20 protein-coding genes, 4 tRNA genes and 2 pseudogenes are annotated in these 23456 nt (G+C 62.4%); 9 read left to right on the plus strand and 17 right to left on the minus strand.

Going from position 1 to position 23456, the window contains the following annotated elements:
• Positions 1-22: 22 nt before the first annotated feature.
• The 7 genes from clpP to ACTJJN_RS08440 form a co-directional block, all read right to left on the minus strand.
• Positions 23-664 (minus strand): ATP-dependent Clp endopeptidase proteolytic subunit ClpP, encoded by a 642-nt coding sequence (clpP, locus tag ACTJJN_RS08410; RefSeq protein WP_003259400.1) that lies wholly within the window; start codon positions 662-664, stop codon positions 23-25.
• Between the two features lie 91 nt (positions 665-755).
• Complete coding sequence (gene tig, locus ACTJJN_RS08415; RefSeq protein WP_003250238.1) at positions 756-2069, minus strand: trigger factor; 1314 nt, start codon at positions 2067-2069, stop codon at positions 756-758.
• A 249-nt stretch (positions 2070-2318) separates the two neighbouring features.
• Positions 2319-2618, minus strand: coding sequence for a DUF6388 family protein (locus ACTJJN_RS08420; protein ID WP_014753847.1), 300 nt, complete (start codon positions 2616-2618; stop codon positions 2319-2321).
• 310 nt (positions 2619-2928) lie between these two features.
• Positions 2929-3004 (minus strand) — tRNA-His (locus ACTJJN_RS08425).
• 36 nt (positions 3005-3040) lie between these two features.
• Positions 3041-3125: transfer RNA gene (locus ACTJJN_RS08430), tRNA-Leu, on the minus strand.
• Between the two features lie 52 nt (positions 3126-3177).
• Positions 3178-3253 (minus strand) — tRNA-His (locus ACTJJN_RS08435).
• Positions 3254-3294: 41 nt separating this feature from the next.
• Positions 3295-3371: transfer RNA gene (locus ACTJJN_RS08440), tRNA-Arg, on the minus strand.
• 269 nt (positions 3372-3640) lie between these two features.
• On the opposite strand from ACTJJN_RS08440, the gene folD reads away from it, so the two are divergent.
• Positions 3641-4495 carry a bifunctional methylenetetrahydrofolate dehydrogenase/methenyltetrahydrofolate cyclohydrolase FolD gene (gene folD / locus ACTJJN_RS08445; RefSeq protein ID WP_003250234.1) on the plus strand — a complete coding sequence of 285 codons (855 nt, stop codon included), beginning with the start codon at positions 3641-3643 and terminating at the stop codon, positions 4493-4495.
• Between the two features lie 142 nt (positions 4496-4637).
• Here folD and ACTJJN_RS08450 read toward each other — a convergent pair whose 3' ends face one another.
• The 6 genes from ACTJJN_RS08450 to ACTJJN_RS08475 are packed head-to-tail and all read right to left on the minus strand — an operon-like array spanning position 4638 to position 10560.
• On the minus strand, positions 4638-6377 hold the full coding sequence (locus ACTJJN_RS08450) for an ABC transporter substrate-binding protein (RefSeq protein WP_003250232.1): 1740 nt from the start codon (positions 6375-6377) through the stop codon (positions 4638-4640).
• Positions 6378-6416: 39 nt separating this feature from the next.
• The gene (locus tag ACTJJN_RS08455) at positions 6417-6689 is read right to left on the minus strand and encodes a DUF2160 domain-containing protein (protein WP_003250230.1); all 273 of its coding nucleotides are present in this window, start codon (positions 6687-6689) and stop codon (positions 6417-6419) included.
• A 12-nt stretch (positions 6690-6701) separates the two neighbouring features.
• Entirely contained in the window at positions 6702-7502 is an 801-nt protein-coding gene (locus tag ACTJJN_RS08460; RefSeq protein ID WP_003250228.1) for a carbohydrate ABC transporter permease, read from the minus strand.
• A gap of 3 nt (positions 7503-7505) precedes the next feature.
• On the minus strand, positions 7506-8372 hold the full coding sequence (locus tag ACTJJN_RS08465) for a carbohydrate ABC transporter permease (RefSeq protein ID WP_003250226.1): 867 nt from the start codon (positions 8370-8372) through the stop codon (positions 7506-7508).
• Positions 8369-9466 carry an ABC transporter ATP-binding protein gene (locus tag ACTJJN_RS08470; protein WP_276216996.1) on the minus strand — a complete coding sequence of 366 codons (1098 nt, stop codon included), beginning with the start codon at positions 9464-9466 and terminating at the stop codon, positions 8369-8371. The genes ACTJJN_RS08465 and ACTJJN_RS08470 overlap by 4 nt, the downstream gene beginning before the upstream one ends.
• Positions 9466-10560 (minus strand): ABC transporter ATP-binding protein, encoded by a 1095-nt coding sequence (locus ACTJJN_RS08475; protein ID WP_440781194.1) that lies wholly within the window; start codon positions 10558-10560, stop codon positions 9466-9468. The genes ACTJJN_RS08470 and ACTJJN_RS08475 overlap by 1 nt, the downstream gene beginning before the upstream one ends.
• Positions 10561-10783: 223 nt before the next feature.
• Here ACTJJN_RS08475 and ACTJJN_RS08480 point away from each other — a divergent pair, with 223 nt between their 5' ends.
• Entirely contained in the window at positions 10784-12532 is a 1749-nt protein-coding gene (locus tag ACTJJN_RS08480) for a sigma-54-dependent Fis family transcriptional regulator (RefSeq protein WP_440781195.1), read from the plus strand.
• Positions 12533-12638: 106 nt separating this feature from the next.
• On the opposite strand, the gene ACTJJN_RS08485 is transcribed toward ACTJJN_RS08480, so the two are convergent.
• The 3 genes and pseudogenes from ACTJJN_RS08485 to ACTJJN_RS08495 all read right to left on the minus strand — a co-directional run.
• On the minus strand, positions 12639-14327 hold the full coding sequence (locus tag ACTJJN_RS08485; protein ID WP_012053075.1) for a putative bifunctional diguanylate cyclase/phosphodiesterase: 1689 nt from the start codon (positions 14325-14327) through the stop codon (positions 12639-12641).
• 13 nt (positions 14328-14340) lie between these two features.
• On the minus strand, positions 14341-15216 hold the full coding sequence (locus ACTJJN_RS08490; RefSeq protein ID WP_370588368.1) for a methyl-accepting chemotaxis protein: 876 nt from the start codon (positions 15214-15216) through the stop codon (positions 14341-14343).
• 360 nt (positions 15217-15576) lie between these two features.
• A pseudogene (locus ACTJJN_RS08495) lies at positions 15577-15906 on the minus strand (PAS domain-containing protein); the annotation flags it as partial.
• Positions 15907-16172: 266 nt separating this feature from the next.
• Between ACTJJN_RS08495 and ACTJJN_RS08500 the strand changes: the two are divergent.
• From ACTJJN_RS08500 to ACTJJN_RS08520, 5 genes are all read left to right on the plus strand, one after another.
• Positions 16173-16487 (plus strand): helix-turn-helix domain-containing protein, encoded by a 315-nt coding sequence (locus ACTJJN_RS08500; protein WP_003250216.1) that lies wholly within the window; start codon positions 16173-16175, stop codon positions 16485-16487.
• A 227-nt stretch (positions 16488-16714) separates the two neighbouring features.
• Positions 16715-18025, plus strand: a complete 1311-nt coding sequence (locus ACTJJN_RS08505; protein ID WP_012053078.1) for a C4-dicarboxylate transporter DctA — start codon at positions 16715-16717, stop codon at positions 18023-18025.
• A 44-nt stretch (positions 18026-18069) separates the two neighbouring features.
• A complete protein-coding gene (locus ACTJJN_RS08510; protein WP_003250211.1) occupies positions 18070-18768 on the plus strand; it encodes a FadR/GntR family transcriptional regulator in 699 nt (232 codons plus the stop codon).
• A 16-nt stretch (positions 18769-18784) separates the two neighbouring features.
• On the plus strand, positions 18785-19453 hold the full coding sequence (locus ACTJJN_RS08515) for a GntR family transcriptional regulator (RefSeq protein WP_003250210.1): 669 nt from the start codon (positions 18785-18787) through the stop codon (positions 19451-19453).
• A gap of 152 nt (positions 19454-19605) precedes the next feature.
• A complete protein-coding gene (locus ACTJJN_RS08520; protein WP_392491309.1) occupies positions 19606-20655 on the plus strand; it encodes a hypothetical protein in 1050 nt (349 codons plus the stop codon).
• Between the two features lie 39 nt (positions 20656-20694).
• On the opposite strand, the gene ACTJJN_RS08525 is transcribed toward ACTJJN_RS08520, so the two are convergent.
• Positions 20695-21123: a PACE efflux transporter gene (locus ACTJJN_RS08525; protein ID WP_012053081.1), complete on the minus strand. Its 429-nt coding sequence runs from the start codon at positions 21121-21123 to the stop codon at positions 20695-20697.
• A gap of 100 nt (positions 21124-21223) precedes the next feature.
• On the opposite strand from ACTJJN_RS08525, the gene ACTJJN_RS08530 reads away from it, so the two are divergent.
• The gene (locus ACTJJN_RS08530; RefSeq protein WP_440781196.1) at positions 21224-22102 is read left to right on the plus strand and encodes a LysR family transcriptional regulator; all 879 of its coding nucleotides are present in this window, start codon (positions 21224-21226) and stop codon (positions 22100-22102) included.
• Between the two features lie 142 nt (positions 22103-22244).
• A pseudogene (gene mcpA / locus ACTJJN_RS08535) lies at positions 22245-23276 on the plus strand (methyl-accepting chemotaxis protein McpA); the annotation flags it as partial.
• Between the last annotated feature and the right edge of the window lie 180 nt (positions 23277-23456).

Raw genomic sequence — 23456 nt, forward strand, 5'->3', positions numbered from 1 at the left:
CCACCTGCTCTGACCCCCCGGTTCAGGAGGCCAGTTGCCGCTTGTCATAGACCGAGTCGATCAGGCCGTACTCGGCTGCGCGCGAGGCGCTCATGAAGTTGTCACGCTCGGTGTCACGCTTGATGGTTTCGAGATCCTGGCCGGTGTGATAGGCCAGCAGCTCGTTCAGACGGGCCTTGATATTGAGGATTTCCTGGGCGTGGATCTCGATATCGGTGGCCTGACCCTGGAAGCCGCCCAGCGGCTGGTGGATCATCACGCGCGAGTTAGGCAGGCAATGACGCTTGCCCTTGGCACCTGCCGCCAGCAGGAAGGCGCCCATGCTGCAGGCCTGGCCGATGCAGATGGTCGAAACGTCCGGCTTGATGAACTGCATGGTGTCGTAGATCGACATGCCGGCGGTGACGGAACCGCCCGGCGAGTTGATGTACAGATGGATATCCTTGTCCGGGTTTTCCGCCTCAAGGAACAGCAGTTGCGCAACGACGAGGTTGGCCATGTAGTCCTCTACCGGGCCAACCAGGAAGATCACTCGCTCCTTCAACAGGCGCGAGTAGATGTCGTAAGCGCGTTCGCCACGGGCGGACTGCTCGATAACCATCGGGACCAGGCCGCCTGCGGCCTGGATGTCAGAGCTCTGCTGAATATAAGAATTGCGGGACATGTCCTGCGCTCACTCCCAAATAGTCATGGCTTGAATACGCACAAGCCAGCTCGAAGGCTGGCTTGTGGAGGTTTCCTACGAGAGAAGACCGTTACTCAGCAGCGGCAGGCGCCTCGGCTGGTTTGACGGCTTCTTCGTACGAGACCGATTTGTCGGTCACAGTCGCTTTCTGCAGAACAGTATCTACAACTTGTTCTTCCAGCACAACCGAACGCACTTCGTTCAGTTGCTGGTCGTTCTTGTAGTACCAGGCGATGACCTGCTCAGGCTCTTGGTAAGCCGAAGCCATTTCTTCGATCATCTCGCGAACCTTGGCGTCGTCCGGCTTCAGCTCGAACTGCTTGACCACTTCGGCCACGATCAGGCCCAGCACGACGCGGCGCTTGGCTTGCTCTTCGAACAGTTCGACTGGCAGCTGCTCAGGCTTGATGTTGCCACCAAACTGCTGAACAGCCTGCACGCGCAGACGGTTGACTTCGTTTTCCAGCAGGGCCTTTGGCACTTCGATCGGGTTGGCGGCCAGCAGACCGTCCATGACCTGGTTCTTGACCTTGGTCTTGATCGCCTGACGCAGCTCACGCTCCATGTTCTTGCGAACTTCGGCGCGGAAGCCTTCCAGCGTCGATTCCTTGATGCCGAACTGGGCGAAGAACGCTTCGTTCAGTTCTGGCAGTACAGGTGCCGAAACGCTGTTGACGGTGATGGTGAACTCGGCGGCTTTGCCAGCCAGGTCCAGGTTCTGATAGTCCTCTGGGAAGGTCACGTTGACAACGCGCTCTTCGCCAGCCTTGGCGCCTACCAGGCCCTCTTCGAAGCCTGGGATCATGCGGCCGGAGCCCAGCACCAGCAGGGTGCCCTTGGCCGAACCACCGGCAAACGCTTCACCGTCGACCTTGCCGACGAAGTCGATGTTGACCTGGTCGTCATTCTGCGCAGCGCGCTCGACGGCCTCGAAGCGGGTGTTCTGCTTGCGCAGCACTTCCAGCATGTTGTCCAGGTCACTGTCAGCCACTTCGGCGCTCAGGCGCTCGACCTTGATCGACTCGAGGCCCGCAACAGTGAACTCAGGGAACACTTCGAAGATGGCGACGAACTCCAGATCCTTGCCCTTTTCGAAGGACTTGGGCTCTACAGCCGGGGCGCCAGCCGGGTTCAGCTTCTGCTCGACGATGGCTTCGTAGAAGGAGGCCTGGACCAGGTCACCGAAAGCCTCTTGACGAGCGTCCGCCTCGAAACGCTGACGGATCACGGTCATCGGTACCTTACCAGGACGGAAGCCCGCAATCTTGGCGCGCTTGGCAGTCTGCTGCAGACGCTTGTTGACTTCGTTCTCGACGCGCTCGGCCGGAACGGCGATGGTCATGCGGCGCTCGAGAGCGGAAGTGTTTTCAACAGAAACTTGCATGGATATTCCTCGTTGCACAGACGTTAGCCGGCGTTAGCCCGACTCCAGAATCAAGGGCAAACATTCTAGTGAGTCACGCAGCAGAAGTCACCCCACACGGGACGACTGAAAACAACGCCGGTCGATTAACTTTCAAGGCCCGCACGGCACAGCGCCAGGCCTGCTTCCAACAGGGGCTGCACGGCGCCGGAGGGCGGCCTGCAGCCGAAATACTTTGTCAAACAACTACCCGCAACGCATTCGCCTCCTTTATTGAGGGTCAATGTCGTTGAACTGGCAGTATTCCTCCCATTCCAGCCCCAGCGCCTCAGCCACTTCACGGTGCGTTTCCAGGCGCATGGCCTGCAACTGCTCCGGGGACTCAGCAATCAATTGCAGCGCCAGCTCCCATGGCTCAATGCCCTGCTCCTCGGCGGCATCCTCGAACGCCCACTCGATCTGCTGGGCCTGTTCGCGCGCATCCAGCTCGCGGACCTCCTCGAGCAACTGCGGATTAGCGTCGGCAAAGCGCTGCAGCGCCAGGGCCTGACGGGCTTCTTTTGCAATCATCGTGATGTCCTTTGCCGGCCAAACGGGCCGGTGTTTCAACCGGCTGAAATCTAACAGCTTTTATTGGGGTGCCACCAGAGGATTACAAGGGGCGGGGTTTGATTTGACCGAGAGGTGGCTCACCACGACATTTTCAGCGCCCGCGAGGCGACCACCTTGTTTGCACGGCACGATATCGAGGAGGAACACCAGGAGCCGCGCGGGCGACGCTCGACCTCAAACAAAGACACCAGAACACTGAAGGCGTGCACACCACAGCCCCAAAACAAAAAGGCGCCCGATCTCACGATCAAGGCGCCTTTCAGGAATATGGGGTGGACGATGGGAATCGAACCCACGACAACTGGAATCACAATCCAGCGCTCTACCAACTGAGCTACGCCCACCATATTGCGGTCTTGCGGTACAACCTTACAGAAGCATGGTGCGGACGAAGAGACTCGAACTCTTACAGCTTGCGCCGCTGGAACCTAAATCCAGTGTGTCTACCAATTTCACCACGTCCGCGTAACGCTTAAAACAAAGGCGCCAGATGCTATCGAGGCGCCCTTGAAAAATATGGGGTGGACGATGGGAATCGAACCCACGACAACTGGAATCACAATCCAGCGCTCTACCAACTGAGCTACGCCCACCATATTGCATTACAACCTACTTGCTTGCCAAAGCTGCCTAATGGCGCACCCGGCAGGACTCGAACCTGCGACCATCCGCTTAGAAGGCGGATGCTCTATCCAGCTGAGCTACGGGCGCTTAAGCTTGAAGCCTAACCGAACGAGACGCTAACAAGGAACTGTTAAACCACTCATTCTGCCCGACTTAGCCAACCAGTGCTAGGCTGTGCCCGACAAGTGCGGCGAATCTTATAGTCGACCCCGAAAGTCGTCAACACCTTTTTCGAAAAAATTTAAATTATTTAAGGGGTTAGGGGATTTGCCCGACCACCCGCCTTTGCCCTTGGCCCATGTCGTGCGAGAATGCACGTTCTTTATTGTTCCTTCTCGATGGTTAATCACGCGTCTATGACTGCACACCTAATCGATGGCAAGGCTATCGCCGCCAGCCTGCGCCAGCAGATCGCTCAACGTGTCGTGGAGCGTCGCCAGCAAGGCCTGCGTACGCCGGGCCTGGCAGTGATCCTGGTCGGCACCGACCCCGCCTCCCAAGTCTATGTCTCGCACAAGCGCAAGGACTGCGAAGAGGTCGGCTTCATTTCGCAGGCTTTCGACCTGCCCAGCGAGACCACGCAACAAGCCCTGACCGAGCTGATCGACCGTCTCAATGACGACCCGGCCGTCGACGGCATCCTGTTGCAACTGCCGCTGCCGGCACACCTGGACGCCTCGTTGCTGCTCGAGCGCATTCGCCCGGACAAGGATGTGGACGGCTTCCATCCGTACAACATCGGCCGCCTGGCCCAGCGTATTCCACTGCTGCGCCCGTGCACACCGAAAGGCATCATGACCCTGCTGGAAAGCACCGGCCAGGACCTGTACGGCATGAACGCGGTGATCGTCGGCGCGTCCAACATCGTTGGCCGCCCGATGGCCATGGAACTGCTGCTGGCCGGCTGCACCGTGACCGTCTGCCATCGCTTCACCAAGGACCTGGCCGGCCATGTCGGGCGTGCCGACCTGGTGGTCGTGGCTGCCGGCAAGCCAGGCCTGGTCAAGGGTGAGTGGGTCAAGGAAGGTGCCATCGTCATCGACGTGGGCATCAACCGCCAGGAAGACGGCAAGCTGGTCGGCGACGTGGTCTACGAGACTGCCCTGCCCCGCGCCGGCTGGATCACACCGGTGCCGGGCGGCGTCGGGCCGATGACCCGGGCGTGCCTGCTGGAGAACACGCTGTACGCGGCAGAAGAGCTGCACAAGTAATACCGCGTAATGCGAAAACGGCACCTTTTTCAGGTGCCGTTTTTTTTGCCCGTGACAAATGACCTCTTCGCGGACGAGCCTGCTCTTGCAAGCGGTTGTCCGCCCCCAGGGGGCGGGGGAAGCCACCACGGTGTTCAGCCGATCACTTCCTGGCCGCCTCCCAAGACTTCAGCAGTTCGTTGTAGCTGACGGTCTCGCCCATGGGCTTTTCGTTGGCCAGCTTGGCTTTCGGCGCACCCGGCTGGTCGAACCAGTACTGGGCGTCCTTCTCCGGATTCAGCTTGGGTGCACACGTCGCCTGGGCATTGGAGCGTTGCAGGCGCTCCATCATGCGGTCCTGGTCGCGGGCCAGCCCATCCAGGGCTTCCTGCGGGGTCTTTTCGCCACTGGCGACTTCGGCGATATGGCTCCACCACAATTGCGCCAACCGCGGGTAGTCCGGCACGTTGGTGCCGGTCGGCGTCCACTGCACCCGCGCAGGGCTGCGATAGAACTCCACCAGCCCACCGAGCTTGGGCGCCAACTCGGTCATGGCCTGGGAGTTGATGTCCGACTCACGAATCGGCGTCAGGCCGACGATGGTCTTTTTCAGCGATACGGTCTTTGAGGTGACGAACTGGGCGTACAGCCACGCCGCCAAGCGTTGCTTCTCGGGGGTGGACTTGAAGAAGGTCCACGAGCCGGTGTCCTGGTAGCCGAGTTTCATACCCTCTTCCCAGTATGGCCCCTTCGGTGAAGGCGCCATGCGCCACTTCGGCGTGCCGTCGGCATTCACAACCGGCAAGCCGGGCTTCGTCATGTCGGCGGTGAACGCGGTGTACCAGAATATCTGCTGGGCAATGTTGCCTTGCGCCGGCACAGGGCCGGCTTCGGAGAAGGTCATGCCCTGCGCTTCCTTGGGCGCGTAGGCACGCATCCAGTCCACGTACTTCTGCGTGGCATAGACGGCGGCCGGCCCATTGGTATCGCCGCCGCGGGTCACGCTGGAACCCACCGGATGGCAGTCCTCCACGCGAATGCCCCATTCATCGACCGGCAAACCATTGGGCAGGCCCTTGTCGCCGCCGCCAGCCATCGAGAACCAGGCATCGGTGAAGCGCCAGCCCAGTGACGGGTCTTTCTTTCCGTAGTCCATGTGCCCGTAGACACGCTTGCCGTCGATCTCCTTGACGTCTTCGGTGAAGAACTTGGCAATGTCCTCGTACGCCGACCAGTTCACTGGCACCCCCAGTTCATAGCCGTACTTCTCTTTGAACCTGGCCTTCAACTCAGGCCGTTCGAACCAGTCGGCGCGGAACCAGTACAGGTTGGCGAACTGCTGGTCGGGCAGTTGGTAGACCTTGCCATCAGGCGCAGTGGTGAAGGAAATACCGATGAAGTCCTTCAGGTCGAGGGTCGGCGAGGTGTAGGCTTTGCCCTCGTTGGCCATCAGGTCGGTGATCGATTCCACTTTGCCGTAGCGAAAGTGCGTACCGATCAGGTCGGAGTCGTTGACCCAGCCGTCATAAATGTTCTTGTCCGACTGCATCTGCGTCTGCAGTTTTTCCACCACATCGCCTTCCTGCAGCAGGTCGTGGGTCAACTGGATGCCGGTGATCTCACTGAAAGCCTTGGCCAGCACCTTGGATTCGTATTCATGGGTGGTGATGGTTTCCGACACAACGTTAATCTTCATCCCGCGAAACGGCTCGGCTGCTTTGATGAACCATTGCAATTCGGCCAACTGCTGTTCGGGGGTAAGGGTCGAAGGCTTGAACTCGCTGCCGATCCATTTCTTTGCCGCCTCTTCGTACTGGTCGGCCCAGGCTGTGCCTTGCACGCTGGCCAGTACCAGCAACGCGGCCAGGGTCAAATGTCGCCTGTTGTGTTTGTTGTCGAACATTGTGATCTCCCGTTTCAGTTATCCCACAGGGCCGCTTGCTCAGCCCCAGCGCAACACCACCGCCAGCCACGCCAGCGACAGCAGCGAGGCCACCCACAATGGCCAGTCGCTGACACCGACCACCAGCAGGTGCAGGTAGGCGCTGGCCAGCAGGCCGATGAACAAACGGTCACCACGGCTGGTGACCAGCGGCAAAAAGCCCCGTCGCTCTACGCAGGGGCGACGCAGTTCAAGCAGGGTCATGCCCAGCAGCAACAGGCCCACAGCGGCGAAGAACAGCGCTGTCGGCAGGGTCCAGGCCATCCACTCCATGCGTTGCCCTCCTCACACCCGGCCCAGGGCGAAGCCCTTGGCCACATGATTGCGCACGAACCAGATCACCAGCATGCCCGGCAAGATGGTCAGCACCCCCGCCGCCGCCAGCACACCCCAGTCGATGCCCGATGCCGACACTGTGCGGGTCATCACCGCGGCAATCGGCTTGGCATTCACCGAGGTCAGGGTGCGCGCCAGCAGCAGTTCGACCCAGGAGAACATGAAACAGAAAAACGCCGTGACGCCGATGCCGGAGCCAATCAGCGGTATGAAGATCTTCACGAAGAAGCGTGGAAAACTGTAGCCGTCGATGTAGGCGGTTTCGTCGATTTCCCTTGGCACGCCCGACATGAAACCCTCCAGGATCCACACCGCCAGCGGTACGTTGAACAGACAATGGGCCAGCGCCACGGCAATGTGGGTATCGAACAGCCCGATCGACGAGTACAACTGGAAAAACGGCAGCAGGAACACCGCCGGTGGCGCCATGCGGTTGGTCAGCAGCCAGAAGAACAGGTGGCGGTCGCCGAGAAAGCGGTAGCGCGAGAACGCATAGGCCGCGGGCAACGCCACGAGCAGTGAAATCAGCGTGTTCAGGCACACGTAGTACAGCGAGTTGATGTAGCCGCTGTACCAGCTGGCGTCGGTGAAGATCACTCGGTAGTTGTCGAGCGTGAACGCCTGCGGCCACAGGGTCAGGCCGCCAAGGATCTCGGCGTTGCTCTTGAACGACATGTTCAGCAACCAGTAGATCGGCACCAGCAGGAAGAAGAAGTACAGCAGCAGGGCCATTGATTTGCGTGTGCTCATGGCCTAGTCCTTGTCGGCATGGGTCATGGCTGTGTAGAACAGCCACGACACCAGCAGGATGATCAGGAAGTACACCAGTGAAAACGCTGCCGCCGGCCCCAGGTCGAACTGCCCTACGGCCATACGCGTGAGGGTCTGGCTGAGGAACGTGGTCGCATTACCTGGCCCGCCGCCGGTCAGCACGAACGGCTCGGTGTAGATCATGAAACTGTCCATGAAGCGCAGCATCAACGCGATCACCAGCACGTTCTTGAGCTTGGGCAGCTGGATATGGCGAAACACCGCCCAGCCCGAGGCCCGATCGATGCGCGCGGCCTGGTAGTACACGTCGGGGATCGCACGCAGCCCCGAATAGCACAGCAGAGCCACCAACGAAGTCCAGTGCCACACATCCATCACCAGCACGGTGAGCCAGGCGTCGAACGGGTCACCGGCATAGTTGTAGCTGACCCCGAGCTTGGCCAGGGAAGCGCCGAGCAGGCCAATGTCGGCCCGGCCGAAAATCTGCCAGATAGTGCCGACCACGTTCCACGGGATCAGCAACGGGATAGCCATGACGATCAGGCACACCGAGGCCATACGGCCTTTGGTTGGCATGGCCAGGGCGATGCCTATACCCAACGGAATTTCGATCAGCAGTACACAGGCCGAGTAAATAAACTGGCGCAGCAATGCGTCGTGCAGCGCCGGGTCGCGCAGTACCTGGCGGTACCAGTCGGCACCGACGAAGTAGCGGCTGGACTGGTCGAAGATGTCTTGCACCGAGTAGTTGACCACCGTCATCATCGGCACCACCGCGCTGAACGCGACCAGCAGGAACACCGGCAGCACCAGCCACCAGGCCTTGTTGTTCGGCACCTTGTTGTTCATGGCCCGGCCTCCAGCAGCACATCGTCGACATACAGCATCAGCCACTGCGCCGGCAGGCTGACCCAGGCCTTGTCCACAGGCAACGGGCGGTCCTCGCCCAGCCTCGCCTTGAGCGCGACACCGCCCAGTTCGAGGGTGACGATGCGATAGGTACCCAGGTCTTCGACGTCCAGCACCCGTGCCGGGTAGGCACCCTCGAACGGGCTGTCCCACAGCTGCACGAACTCCGGGCGAATGCCCAGCTGCAGCCGCCCGCCCGCCAATGCAGCCAGGCGCTCGCACAAGCCATCGGGCAGGACCAACTGGACATCGCCGAACACCACCGCGCCCGCCTCGGCACGCACGTCAATCAAGTTCATGCCCGGGCTACCGATGAAATAACCGACGAACGTATGCCGCGGTCGCTCGAACAGCTCGCGCGGTGTGCCGAACTGGACGATGCGTCCACCGTGCATCACCGCGATCTTGTCGGCGAAGGTCGAGGCCTCCAACTGGTCGTGGGTGACGTAGATCATGGTGATGTTGAACTGCTCATGGATCTGCTTCAGCTTGCGCCGCAGCTTCCACTTCAGATGCGGGTCGATCACCGTCAGCGGCTCGTCGAACAGGATCGCCGACACGTCATCGCGCACCAGGCCACGCCCCATGGAGACTTTCTGCTTTTCATCGGCGGTGAGGTTGCGTGCTTTCTTGCGCAACACGGCAGTCAGCTCGAGCACTTCGGCAATTTCTTCCACCCGGGCACGCACCCGGGCTTCATCGAGCCCCTGGTTGCGCAAGGGGAAGGCCAGGTTGTCGAACACCGTCATGGTGTCGTACACCACCGGGAACTGGAACACCTGGGCGATATTGCGCGCCTGCGGGGACAGCTGGTTGACCGGCTTGCCGTCGAACAGCACCTCGCCATGAGACGGCGTCAGCAGCCCGGAAATGAGATTGAGCAAGGTCGACTTGCCGCAGCCCGACGGCCCGAGCAACGCATAGGCACCGCCCTGTTCCCACACATGTTCGAGTGCGTGCAGGGCATAGTCTGCCTCGCTGGCGGGCTGGCGGCTGTAACTGTGCGCCAGCTGGCGCAGGCGGATTTCGGCCATCACCCTCTCCTCGCCTGACGCAGCCCCGGGGCCTGCACCAACACCCCGGCGCTGTCGAAAACGAACAGCTTGTGCGTGGGGATGAACACGCGTATCGGCGTGTCCACCTGGTATTCGTGCACCCCGGGAAGGTGCAGCACCATGCGCCAGTATTCGTTGCGCACATGCAGAAATGTTTCTGACCCACTGATCTCGGCCAACTCCACCAGCACCGCCAGCTCCAGGTCATCGTCATGGGCCGGCACCAGCGCGATATGGCTGGGGCACACGCCGAAGCGGTAGTCACCTTCGGCCAGCGGCTCCAGGTCGGCATTGCGGGCAAAGTGCACGGTCTGGGCCAGGCTCACCTCGTTACCCGTGATACGGCCAGACACCAGGTTGATCGGCGGCTCGGAAAACAGCTCGGCAGCCAGCACGCTGCTGGGGCGCTGATAGACCTCGGCGGTGGGCCCGCTCTGCACGATACGGCCTTCGTGCACAAGCGTGGTGGTGCCGCCCAGTGCCAGCGCCTCGTTGGGCTCGGTGGTGGCGTACACAGCAATGCAATGGCGCGCCGCGAACAGCTCGCGCAGCTCCTGGCGCAGGCCTTCGCGCAACTTGTAGTCGAGGTTGACCAATGGCTCGTCGAAGAGGATCAACGAGGCATCCTTGACCAGTGCCCTGGCCATCGCCGTGCGTTGCTGCTGACCACCGGAGAGCTCCAGTGGCAGGCGTTGCAGGTAGGTTTCGATGCGCAGCATCTCGGCAGTTTCCTGCACCCGCCGTCGGATCTGGTCCTCGGCCATGCGCGCCTGGCGCAGCGGCGAGGCGATGTTTTCGTACACGCTCAAGGTCGGGTAATTGATGAATTGCTGATACACCATCGACACATTGCGCTGACGCACCGGCACTCCGGTGACGTCCTGGCCATCCATCAGCACCCGCCCCCGGTCCGGACGGTCCAGCCCGGCCATCAGGCGCATCAGGCTGGTCTTGCCGGCCAGGGTGCGACCCAGCAGCACATTGAACGAACCGGGCTCGAAACGCAGTGACGCCTCGACGATCCACGGCTGGTTGTCGACGCTACGGCTGACCTGCTCCAGCACCAGGGACATGGCGTGGCCTTTTTGTGATTGTTGTCTGCCGGCTACAGCCAGTTCCGTGCCAGTCCTTGCCCGGTGCTCTGGTTCGGGGCCTGGGTGGCAGCGCTGGCAAATCGCGGGCGCGCAGGTGAACACAATCACTGCACAACTGGACACTGGCCAGTTTGACAATGAACAGCCGTGAACAACACTGAACGGCGGTCGACCCATGACAACAATCACACAGGACAGGCCCATGGCCGCATCCGCTTCGACCCACACCCGCCTGATCCAGGCTTCCTGGGACCGCTGCCGCGACCACGGCCTGCAGCCGCAGCATGCGCCGGACTTTGACTGCCTGTCCTGCGCCGAGCTCAGCGCCCTGCTGGAGCGGCGCCAAAACCTGCTACGCCTGACCCGCGAGGAAGTGCTACCGCACTATGCGCACCTCTTGGGTAACGCCAGCTACCTGGTGATGCTGGCCGATGCCAGCGGCTGCCTGCTCGACAGCTGGGGCTCGCGGCGTTTCATCGAACCGCGCCAGCACCATGGTTTCAGCGCCGGCGCCCATTGGCACGAACGTGGCGTCGGCACCAATGCCCTGGGCACCACACTGATTTGCGCCGAAGCGATTCACGTCGGCCAGGACGAACACTTCCTGCGCCAGAACCGCTACATGTCCAGCGCCGCCGCCCCCCTGTTCGACGCCGCACGGCAGCTGGTCGGGGTGCTCGACGTAGCCAGCGACGGCTACCTGCCGGCCAGCCAGACGCTTGGGCTGGTGCGCATGATGGGCCAGAGCCTGGAAAACCGCCTGATCCTCGCCGAACATGCTGACCAGCATGCACAACTGATCTTCAACAGCGCCTCCGACAACCTCGACAGCCCTTGGGCCGGCCTGCTGGTGTTCGATGAGCGCGGACAGGTGTTGGCTGCCAATCACCGGGCCGATAGCCTGCTCGGCGTAAACCCGCTGCAGCAAAACATCGAGCAACTGTTCCAGTTACCCCTGCAACAGCTGCTCAGCCATCCCCGACAGCAGCCCTTCGCTCTGCAGGCCACCGGGCGCAACCGCTTTCACTGCCAGTGGCACCCCCCACGCGAAACCATTCGACGCCCCGAAGCCGGCAACGCCGAGCCGCGCCTGGAAAAAGCCTTGAAACAAGCCGGCCTGCTATTGGAGAAGGACATCCCGGTGTTGGTGGAGGGCGAAACAGGCGTAGGCAAAGAAGTGTTCGTCGACACCCTGCACCGGGCCAGCAGCCGCGCCAGGCAGCCGCTGGTTGCCGTAAACTGTGCGGCGATCCCGGCCGAACTGGTGGAGTCGGAACTGTTCGGCTATGACAAAGGCGCGTTCACCGGCGCCCACCACAAGGGCAACCCGGGGCTGATCCGCAAGGCCGACCACGGCATCCTGTTTCTGGATGAGATTGGCGACATGCCACTGCCCACCCAGGCCCGCCTGCTGCGCGTACTGCAGTCGCGCAGCATCCAGCCGCTGGGCAGTGGCGAACCGGTGCCGGTGGATATCCGCGTGGTGTCGGCGAGCAATCGCAACCTGGCCGAAGAAGTGCGCGCCGGGCGCTTTCGCCAGGACCTGTACTACCGCATCGCCGGCCTGACACTGGTGCTGCCTCCCCTGCGCCAACGCGCTGACCGGCGCCAGCTGATTGAGCAGGTGCATGCCCGCTACCGCGAGCCCGGGCAACCTGCGCGGCTGCCCCCGGCCATAATCGACCTGTTCGATCAACACCCCTGGCCGGGCAACCTGCGCGAACTGGTGAGTGTGCTACAGGTCGCGTTGGCCCTGGCGGCCAACGGACCGGTCGGCGTCGAGCACCTTCCAGCGGGTTTTCTGGCCGAGTCGAAAACACCGGTGCCGATAGCGACTGAAGAGACGGACCTGCAGAGCCTGGTCGAGCAAGCCAATGGCAACCTGTCGGCGGTGGCCCGCCAACTGGGTATCAGCCGCACCACACTGTACAAGCGGTTGCGTGAGCGATGAATCGATTGACCCTGAAGCGCGCCGCACAGCAGGTTTTCGAAGCCACCCCTGATCGACAGCAGGTGGCGCCCCCGTGCAGGTCAAGACCACGGCCCGCTGATGAGCTTCAAGGGTCACGCCACTGCACTGGCTGCCGGTAGGCCTGTGCCCAGGCTTGCACGTCACTGGCGGGCATCGGCCGGGCGATGCAGTAACCCTGCGCCAGCTCGCAGCCCAGGCCCATCAGTACCCGACCGTGCTCGACACTCTCCAGCCCCTCGGCAATCACCTCGCGGCCAAACGCCCGCGCCAGGCCGATCACCGCCTCCGTCAGCGCCAGGTCGTCCTGGTCATGAAGGATGTCACGCACGAACGACTGGTCGATCTTGATCGTCTGGGTCGGCAAGCGTTTCAGGTAACTCAAGGACGAATAACCGGTGCCGAAATCGTCCAGCGAGAAACGCACACCCAACGCACGGCAGGCATCCAGGCAGCGGCTGACATGCTGCAGGTTGTCGATGGCCACTGACTCGACGATTTCCAGGTCCAGCAGCACCGGGTCCACCGCCGGGTACGCTGCCAGCAACTGCTGCAGGCGCTCGGCAAAGTCATTGCGCTGCAAATGCCGTGCGGCGATATTCACGCTCAGCGACCAGGGCTGCCCTTGGCGCTGCCAGGCCTGCAACTGGCTCAACGCCTGCCCGATCACCCACTCGCCGATTTCGACGATCAGGTCGGTCTGCTCTACCCATGGCAGGAAATCGCCAGGCGGCACCACACCACGGCCTGGCCGCTGCCAGCGCAATAAGCCCTCGAAGCCCAGTACCTTGCCGCTGCGCAGGTTGACCTTGGGCTGGTAGTAAAGACACAGCTCACCGTTGCGCAGCGCCCGGCGCACGCGCGCCACGGTCTGGTGGGTGGCCTTGAGCTCCTGTTCCTGCGACACGTCGAACAGATGGTAACGGTTGCGCCCGCGCTGCTTGGCCACATACATGGCCTGGTCGGCGTGGCGCACCAGGGTGTCGGCATCTTCGTCATCCTGCGGGTACAGGGTCACGCCGATACTGGCGCTGAGCGACAGTGTATGCTCACGCACCACACAGGGCGCCGCCAAGGCACGCAACACCCGCTGCAGGGCTGCATGCAGCTGGTGCTCATCATCGACATCGCGCAGGATCAGCACGAATTCGTCGCCCGACAGCCGCGCCACGGCATCCCCACCACGCAGGATACTCTTCAGGCGCTGCGCCACTTCCACCAGCAGCAGGTCACCCACGGCATGCCCGTAGCCGTCGTTGACCGCCTTGAAACCATCCAGGTCGAGCATGCACACCGCCAGCGAGATGCCTTCGCGGCGCGAGTAGGCCAGGGCCTGGTTCAGCAGGTCGGACAGGTAGGCGCGGTTGGGCAGGCCGGTGAGCACATCGTGACCCACCCGCCACTGCAAGGTATGCAGCAGCTGGCGCTTCTCCGTGACGTCAAAGCGGATCGACACATACTTGCGCACCTGGCCTGTCAGCGGATCGACCAGTGGCACCATGGTGCTGTCGACCCAGTACAACGAACCGTCCTTGGACCGGTTGCAGATTTCGCCCTTCCACACCCGCCCGGCGACCAAAGCCCGCCACATGCCGACAAAGAACGTCGGTTCATGCAGCCCGGAATTGAGGATGCGGTGGTTGGCCCCCAACAGTTCTTCACGGCTGTAGCCCGAGATGCTGCAGAACTGCTGATTGACGTAGGTGATGTTCCCACGCAGGTCGGTTTCCGAAAAGATTGCGGCCGCGTCCACGGCCGCGCGATAGTTATCATCCATAAAGCATCCTGCCTTAGCGGTTGAAGCGCTCCACCAGGGCGCGCAATCCGGCGCACACGTGTTCCAGTTCGGTACCGCGCGAGGCGGCGGCGTTGGCGCTGTGGGCGCTGTGCTGGGCAATACCGGCTACGCCGTTGATCTGCCGCGAAACATCTTCTGCCACCGCCGACTGCTGCTGCGAGGCGGTGGCCATCTGCTGGCTCATGTCGCTGATGCGCTGTACCGCGTCACGAATGCCATGCAGCGCCTGTCGGGCTTCCTGCACCTGGGCAACGCCTTGCTCGGCACCGTCGATGCCTCGGCTGGCGATCGCCACGGCTTCCTCGGCGCCACTGCGCAGGGCATCGATGATGGCCTGGATGTGCAGGGTGGACTGGCGGGTCTTGTCGGCCAATGCCCGGACCTCGTCGGCGACCACGGCAAAGCCCCGGCCCTGCTCGCCCGCACGGGCAGCCTCGATGGCGGCGTTGAGGGCCAGCAGGTTGGTTTGCTCGGCAATGCCGCGGATCATCCCGGCTGCCTCGGCGATGGCGCCGGTCTGACCCGCCAGGTGGCTGACCGCCTGGTTGATCTGCGTCACAGTGCTGGCCAGGTTACGAATGGCCGTGCCGCTGGCATCGGCCACCTGGCTACCTTGCTCGGCCAGCAGGTGCGCCGTGTGTGCCTCGGCGGCGGTCAACTGCACGTGGTTGGCGACTTCGCCAATGGAGGCGGCCATCTGGTTCATTGCAGTGGCGCTCAGGTCGGTTTCGGCACGCTGCTCCAGCAATGCCGCCTCGGTGCTGCGCGACAACTGCCCGGCATCGCGAGCGGCCACGGCCATTTGCCCGGCCAGATCGCTTAGCCGCGTCAATGCGGTTTTCAGGCGTGCCTCTTCGCTGATCAGCATCAGTTGCAACTGCCCGGCAGCACCCGACAGGTCGCTGTAGGTCAAGGCTGCAACCGGGTCGGCGAAGGCACCTTCGGCCCCCTGCACAATCTGCTGCAGCTGCCGCCCGAGGGCATTGCGCGCCCATAGACCGCAGGCCACGAACAGCCCCACGGTCAGCCCCTGCCCCACCAGGCCAGGCCACAACTGATTGGCACCCACCGCCAGCAGCCCACCGGCCAGTGGCAAGGCCAAGGCCTGCGTCAGCAAGCTCAGACGGCGCGGCGCCGACAATGCCGCCTGACCGTTGCGTAGCCGCGCATAGAGGGCTTCGGCACGGGCTACTTGCTCCCGCGTGGGGCATACGCGCACCGACTCGTAACCCACGACCCGCCCACCTTCGAGGATGGGCGTGACGTAGGCATTGACCCAGTAGTAGTCGCCGTTACGGCAGCGGTTCTTGACGATACCCATCCAGCTCTTGCCGGCTTTCAGGTAGCGCCACATCAACTCGTACACCGCCGGCGGCATGTCCGGGTGGCGCACCAGGTTGTGCGGGCTGCCGATCAGTTCGGCCTCGCTGTAGCCACTGATGGCGGCAAACTCAGGGTTGCAGTAGGTGATCAGGCTGGCGGTATCGGTAGCAGAAATCAGCCGCTGATCGGGGGGGAAACGTTGCTCGACCGGGGTTACCGGCAGGTTGAGGCGCACGATGAGACTCCATTCGATGACAAGCCGGTACCCAGTACATCGACGGCCATCGGAACCGATTCATGAGGATCCGTTCCAATGGGCAAAAGCGCTTCCTGCCGTTACGGCACGAGGCCGAACGGTACAAGGAAGGTGACGATGACTGACCGGTCAAGCCATGAATTCTACGAAATTCATCACATAAATAAAACAAAGGTGATCGATCATGGCGTTGCGCCACATTGATAGATATCGTTAAGTTCTTGATTCTAAATGGGAATTAAGCGATGACGAGATCAGCTTTGGGTATCGCCCTGCGCCGCTACCGCAAGCTGGCGGGCCTGACCCAGGCACAACTGGCTGAACGAACCGGCTTCGACCCCAAGACCATCAGCCGTTTCGAAACCAGCACCTACACCCCCAGCATCGATGCAATCATGGCGTTTGCCCAGGTGCTGGGCGTCAAGCCCAAGGACTTCTTCGCTGAACCGGACGACGAAGAGGAGCAGCGCGCCTACCTGTTCGGTGTCATCCACAACGCCCCACCCAAAGATCTTGGCAAGCTGATTGCAGCGGTGGATCAGGCACTGGCCAAGCCCTGAGCTATTTCAAGCGCCCCCTTTTACGGCACGCACCGAACTAGAGCATGGCAGGCTTGATTGCCCCACAACTGGTCAGACCGGTAAGGCCAAAAAACCTTGCAATCAGGTATTTTTCGCGCTTTTATGGCCTCGCGCTGAACAAACCGGTAAGACCACAATAATTAAGTCCTGCGCTCTTTCGCCCCGTGCGGCTACCGAAGCAAGGACACCGATCAGAGACTCCTCCCATGCTCAAATGGTGCTCGCGTTCGATTTTCCTGCAAGTCGTACTCGGCCTTGCCCTCGGCATCGCCTGCGGTCTGAGCTTCCCCGACCTCTCCCTGCAACTCAAACCCCTCGGCGACGGCTTCATCAAGCTGATCAAGATGCTCATCGGCCTGATCGTGTTCTGCGTGGTGGTCAGCGGCATTTCGGGTGCGGGTGACCTGAAAAAGGTCGGCCGCATCGGCCTGAAGTCGGTGATCTACTTCGAAGTGCTGACGACCCTGGCGCTGGTGATCGGCCTGGTGTTCGCCTTCACCAGTGGCATTGGCAGCGGTGCCAACATTCACCTGGATCAACTGTCCGCCGCCGATGCCAACGGCTTGGCCGAGCGCGGCCAGCACATCCATGGCGCCACGGCGTTCTTCATGGACCTGATCCCCACCTCGGTGATCGGTGCCTTCGCCGACAACAACATTCTTCAGGTGCTGCTGTTCTCGGTGCTGTTCGGCAGCGCGCTGAACCTGGTGGGTGACTCGGCCGCCGGCATTTCGCGACTGATCAACGAACTGAGCCATGTGATCTTCCGCATCATGGGCATGATTGTGCGCCTGGCGCCGATCGGCGTGTTCGGCGCCATTGCCTTCACCACCAGCAAGTACGGCCTGGCGTCGCTGCAGCACCTGGGCGGGCTGGTAGCGCTGTTCTACCTGACCTGTGCCGGCTTCGTGCTGATCGTGCTGGGCACCGTCATGCGCCTGTCGGGCCTGAAGCTGCTGCCGTTGATCAAGTACCTGCGTGAAGAGCTGACCATCGTCCTGGGCACCGCCTCTTCCGACGCCGTGCTGCCACAGATCATGCGCAAGCTTGAGCACCTGGGCATCGGCAGTTCGACGGTCGGCCTGGTGATCCCTACCGGCTACTCGTTCAACCTCGATGGTTTTTCCATCTACCTCACCCTGGCGATCGTGTTCATCGCCAACGCCACCGGCACGCCACTGGAAATGACCGACCTGCTGACCATCCTGCTGGTGTCGTTGGTGACTTCCAAGGGGGCTCACGGCATCCCAGGCTCGGCACTGGTGATTCTTGCCGCCACCCTGACTGCGGTACCGGCGATCCCTGTGGTAGGCCTGGTACTGGTACTGGCGGTGGACTGGTTCATGGGTATCGGCCGGGCGTTGACCAACCTGATCGGCAACTGCGTGGCCACCGTGGCCATTGCCCGTTGGGAGAAGGACATTGATCTGGAGCGTGCGCAGAACGTACTCGACGGCAAGCCTGGCTTTGCCCCCACGCCCCGCAAGCAACCCAATGCCCATCAACAGGAATTCTGAGCGAACGTGGCCGGCATTGATGCCGGCCCTTCCAGGAGCGAAACGTGATCAGCTCATCAACCGTCGTCAACTCAGTGGTGGAAAAACTCCGCCAGGCCCTGGCCCGCGGCCAATGGCGCACCGGCGACATGCTGCCAGGTCAGCGCGAACTGGCCGAACAACTGGGCATCAGCCGCCCCAGCCTGCGCGAAGCGGTAACCGTGCTGGAAACACTGGGCCTGGTGCGCTCGTTACCCGGCAAGGGCGTATTGGTGCTGGATGCCGATGCCCAGGCGTCGGGCGTGGAAACCAGCGCAGCGGCCAGCCTGGCCGACGTGCTGGAACTGCGCTACACACTCGAACCGTTCATCGTCGGCCTGGTGGCGCAGTCGGCCAACAGCCAGGACATCGGCCAGTTGCGCCTGACCCTGATGGACATGCGCGAAGCGCTGGAGGCCGATGATAGCGAGGCCGGGGTCAAAGCCTACATAGCCTTCCATGAGGCGCTGTTCGCCCTGACCACCAACCCGATTTTCCAGAGCGTGGTGCAGCAGACCGGCAATGCCCTGAAGCAAAGCGCCGACATGCTGCGCAACTCGCCAGAGCACTTGGCCGCGCGGCTGAAGGAAAACGAAGCGGTGGTGCGCGCCATTCGCGAACGCAGCAGCGCCCAGGCCAGTGCCCAGATGCGTCAGCACATCGTGGCCGAAGGGCTGCGCATGGGCATCGCGTTGAATATCCCGGACGAACATCCACATCCATGACCTCAGGAGAGTGCCCATGAACGCCGCCCCCCACTTGCCTGCCCTGCTCGCGGCCGGCGAAACCCGCCTGTCGGCCGAGCAGATTTATCCGCGGCTGTTCGACGCCATTCTCGAACAGCGCCTGCCGCCGGGCAGTCTGTTGCCCGAACAGGCACTGGGCCATGCCTTTGGTGTCAGCCGCACGGTGATCCGCCGCGTGCTGGGGCGCCTGTCCGACCAGCAGGTGGTGGTACAGCGCCCCAGCCACACCGCACATCTGGCTGCACCCGACCCAGACCAGGCACGTCAGGTGCTCAGTGCCCGGCGTCTGGCGGAAACCACGCTGATCACCCTGGCTGCGCAACGCGCCCGGCCGGCGCAGGTGCGCCAGCTACGGCAACTGGTGGAGCGCGAGCGCCAGCACCATGAGCGTGGCGAACGCTGCGCAGCGATCCGCCTGGGCGGCGAGTTCCACCTGAAACTGGCGCAGGTGGCGGCCAATGCACCACTGGCGCGATTTCTCAATGGGCTGGTGCCGATGACCTCGCTGATCATCGCTCGCTACGAAACGCCGTGCTGCGATCACTGCGCGTGGGAAGAGCATGCGGCAATCATCGATGCCGTGGAGCAAGGTGATGCCGAAGCGGCGCTGGGGTTGATGCACAGGCACCTTGACCGTCTGGAAGAAAAGCTCGACCTGGAATAACCCGACCAAACGGACGCGATCGCTCCCACGCAGGCCGCGCTCACGCAACCATCTGCATCTGAGCGGATGCGGGCGATGGGCTGCACAGCAGCCCCAATAACCCCACCCTATACTTCGAGAACCACCCCAGCCTCTACCAGGGAGGCGGTCGCGTGAGTTCTCGAGTCCTCCTGTTGCTCTGCCTTCTGCTGGCCCTCGGCGGTTGTGCCAGCAAGCGCCCCCCTGCCCCGCCGCCACCCACAATACTCACTCCCGCGGCCTGGCAACGCATCGATCAGGAACTGATAGAAGCCTCGGCCGGTGCCGCCGGCTCGGCCAACGACTATGCCCGGCGCTCCATGCGGGTGTGGAAGGAGCAAGTGCAGCAACGCACCGAAAGCGACTTCATCCCCTGGTTCACGGGTTACTGGACCCAGCAGTGGCTGACCCTCAAGGTGGCCTGGTACAAGCTCGACAGTGGCGAGGGTCGGGAACCGGCAGAAAAACGCCTGGCCCTGTACCTGCAGGAGCAGTATCACGCGCGGGTGATCGAGCCGGTAGCCGAGCAGATCAACCCCGAGGGCATCCGCGACCGCGCCTGCGAACTGTACCTGCAACTGCTCGGCCAGCAACTGCCGGCCATCATCAGCCGTTACAACGCGCCGCCCGAGCAGTTCAGCCAGCGCCTCAACCGTATCCCCGCCATCGCCCTGGGGCCACCGGATGCGCGCAATGCCAGCCTGTATCAGCTGCTGCGGGCCAAGTCACTGGACCAGCAGCCGGCCTGGCAAGCCATGCGCCAGCACTTGCATCAGCAGGCCAGCAAAGGCCCCGGCAGGACCGATGTCGGGCTCAACTCGGTGGCCACCCAGGCCAGCGAAAAGCTTGGCGCCACCCTGGCCCCACGCGGTATCGCCAGTGCCGTGGCATCGGCAGTGGGCAAGGTGGCAGGGGCGATGATTTCGATTGCTGCAGCCGGTTACGGGATGATGACCCATGACCGTGATCACCCGCAGATGGTCGAACAACTGCGGGTGATCCTGAACGTGGCGTTGAACCAGGAATGGCAGGAGTTGATGGAGAACCGCCAGAGCGGGGCCATGGCGGGGGTCTATTACCTGTCGGGGCAGGTTGAGGACAGCTTGCTGGCCAGTGCGCCGCGGCCGGTGGAGCAGCAGGTCGAGCAACAGCAAGCGCCTTTGATCATTCGCCTGCCACCTTAGAGGCGGCCTGTGCCGGCTCCTTCGCAGTGCAAGGCTGTATCAAGCTGTGGCCAGGGCAGCGCTTGGCAAGCCAAACACACGATCAAACGCCCAGTTGTAGGCAAAGGTGTAGCACGGCACCAGGATGATGAACGCCAAATCCACCAGCAGCGCCTCCAGCAATGTCATGTCCAGCCACCAGGCAATCAGCGGAATCAAGTAAACCACCAGGGTCAACTGGAAGCCGATGGCATGCACCACCCGCCGCGCCACGCTGCGTCCCCGCTTGGCCTGGCGGCTCTCCCAGTACTCGAACAGGGTGTTGTAGATCAGGTTCCAGAGCATGGCGATGGTGGTGATCATCACCGCCAAGGGCCCGGTATGCGACGCCTGCGTATCTGACAGGTAGGCCAGCCCGAGGGTCGACATGCACAGCCCGATCAGTTCATAGAAAGTCACGTAGACCAGCTTGCGTTTCAATCCCTGCACCCAGGTTACCTCCAAAGACAAATAGCGACGGGGCGATCATGCTTCAACGCACTTGACAGCAAAAGTCAGCAGCTGTCAGATCAACTGACAGGAGGCTGCCATGAACTTTTCCAGCGACAACATCCAGCTGTTTCTGGCCGTGCTCGACCACGGTTCGTTTTCTTCCGCTGCGCGTGCCCTCAAGCGCGTGCCTTCAGCCGTGAGCATGGCCATTGGCAACCTTGAAGCAGAACTTGGCTACAGCCTGTTCGAACGTGGCCCGCGTGAAGTTCGGCCAACCGCACAGGCCTTGGCCCTGGAGCCACACGCCAGGCTGATTGCCGAACAACTGGGGCTGCTGCAGGTTCATGCCCTGGAGTTGTCCCAAGGGCTGGAGAGCAGCCTGACCCTGGCGGTGGTACCCGACATCGATCACCGCCCGCTGCTGGCGGCCATCGCCAACCTCGGTGAGCGCCACCCCTTGCTGGACATTGCCCTGGTCAGCGCCCCGCAGGAAGAAGCCCTGCACTTGCTGGACAGCGGTCGTGCCGACCTCTGCGTAGCCTTTGCCGGCCTGCAGGTCGATGCCCGTCGCGGCTTCCAGCACATCGGCATGGAGTCGCTGGTAGCCATCCTGTCGCCGGCCCACCCGGCCTTGCGTGAGGGGCGTATCCACTACCTTGAGGACCTGACCCAGGTGCGTCAGATTCTGGTGCGCAGCCGCGATCTGCCTCTGGCTGACCCTCGCCCGCTGATCGGCGCCACACACTGGTCCACCGACAGCTTTGACCTGGCGCTGCAGATGGTTGAAGCTGGCTTGGGCTGGGGTGATCTGCCGTTGTCGCGGGTCGCGCCGCTGCTGGCCAGCGGGCGCCTGGTGCGCCTGGAGTTCCGCAATACACACAACGCGCTGCAACTGCCCGTGCATATCCTGTGGCGCAAACAACAGCCGCTGCAGCAAGCCGCACGCCTGCTGATCGAGCAGTTGGCTGACCCGTGACTGCCGTCCGTCGAAACGCCTGTAAGAAATTTCTCTAAGCACTTCAATCTTTTACCCCTCGAGCCGATATCTCGGTCGACAGGCCCCGCATCGCGTCATGAGCGCGCTGCGCCCTCCCCTCATTGGCTCAAGGTCTCGAAACATGAACCTGAAATTTCGCCACAAGATCCTGCTCAGCGCCTGCGGCGTCGTGGTCCTGGCATTTGCCCTGTTCACGCTCTACAACGACTACCTGCAACGCAATACCATCCGCCAGAATATCGAAGCCTCGGTGCAGCAGTCCGGGGCACTGACCGCCAGCAGTGTGCAGAACTGGATGAGCGGGCGCATTCTGGTGCTGGAGAACCTGGCCCAGGACATCGGCCAGCAAGGCGCCGGCGACACCTTGGCAGGGCTGATCGAGCAGCCGTCCTACACGCGTAATTTCCTGTTCACCTACCTGGGCCAGGCCAACGGCGAATTTACCCAGCGCCCGGATGCCCAGATGCCCGCCGGTTACGACCCGCGCCAGCGCCCTTGGTATGGCGCCGCCGCCAACGCCGGGCAGACCGTGCTGACCGCCCCGTACCAGGGGGCAGTCGGTGGCCTGATGGTGACCATCGCCACGCCGGTGAAGAGCAAGCGCAATGGCGAACTGATCGGTGTGGTCGGCGGTGACGTTACCCTCGACACACTCGTCGAGATCATCAACTCGGTCGACTTCGGCGGCATCGGTCACGCCTTCCTGGCCGACGCCAATGGCCAGGTGATCGTCAGCCCGAACAAAGACCAGGTGATGAAAAACCTCAAGGACATCTACCCAGGCAGCAACCTGCGGGTTGCCGCCGGCATGCAGGATGTCACCCTCAACGGCCAGGACCGCATCATCTCGTTCGCCCCGGTGGCCGGCCTGCCTTCGGCGCAGTGGTACATCGGGCTGTCGATCGACAGGGACAAGGCCTATGCCGCGCTCAGCCAGTTCCGCACCTCGGCGATCATTGCCATGCTGATTGCCGTGGCCGCCATCGCCGGCCTGCTCGGCCTGCTGATTCCGGTGCTGATGAGCCCGCTGACCACCATGGGCCGCGCCATGCGCGACATCGCCGAGGGTGAAGGTGACCTTACCCGCCGCCTGGCCGTGCAGAACAAGGACGAATTCGGCGAACTGGCTACCTCGTTCAACCGCTTTGTCGAACGTATCCATGCCTCGATCAGCGAAGTGTCCTCGGCCACCCGCCTGGTGCATGACCTTTCGGAGAAAGTGGTCAGCGCGTCCAATGCGTCGATCAGCGGTTCTGAAGAACAGAGCATGCGCACCAACAGCGTCGCTGCGGCCATCAACGAACTGGGCGCCGCCACCCAGGAAATCGCCCGC

The organism is Pseudomonas sp. 22515, assembly GCF_052044625.1.
GTDB lineage: Bacteria > Pseudomonadota > Gammaproteobacteria > Pseudomonadales > Pseudomonadaceae > Aquipseudomonas > Aquipseudomonas alloputida.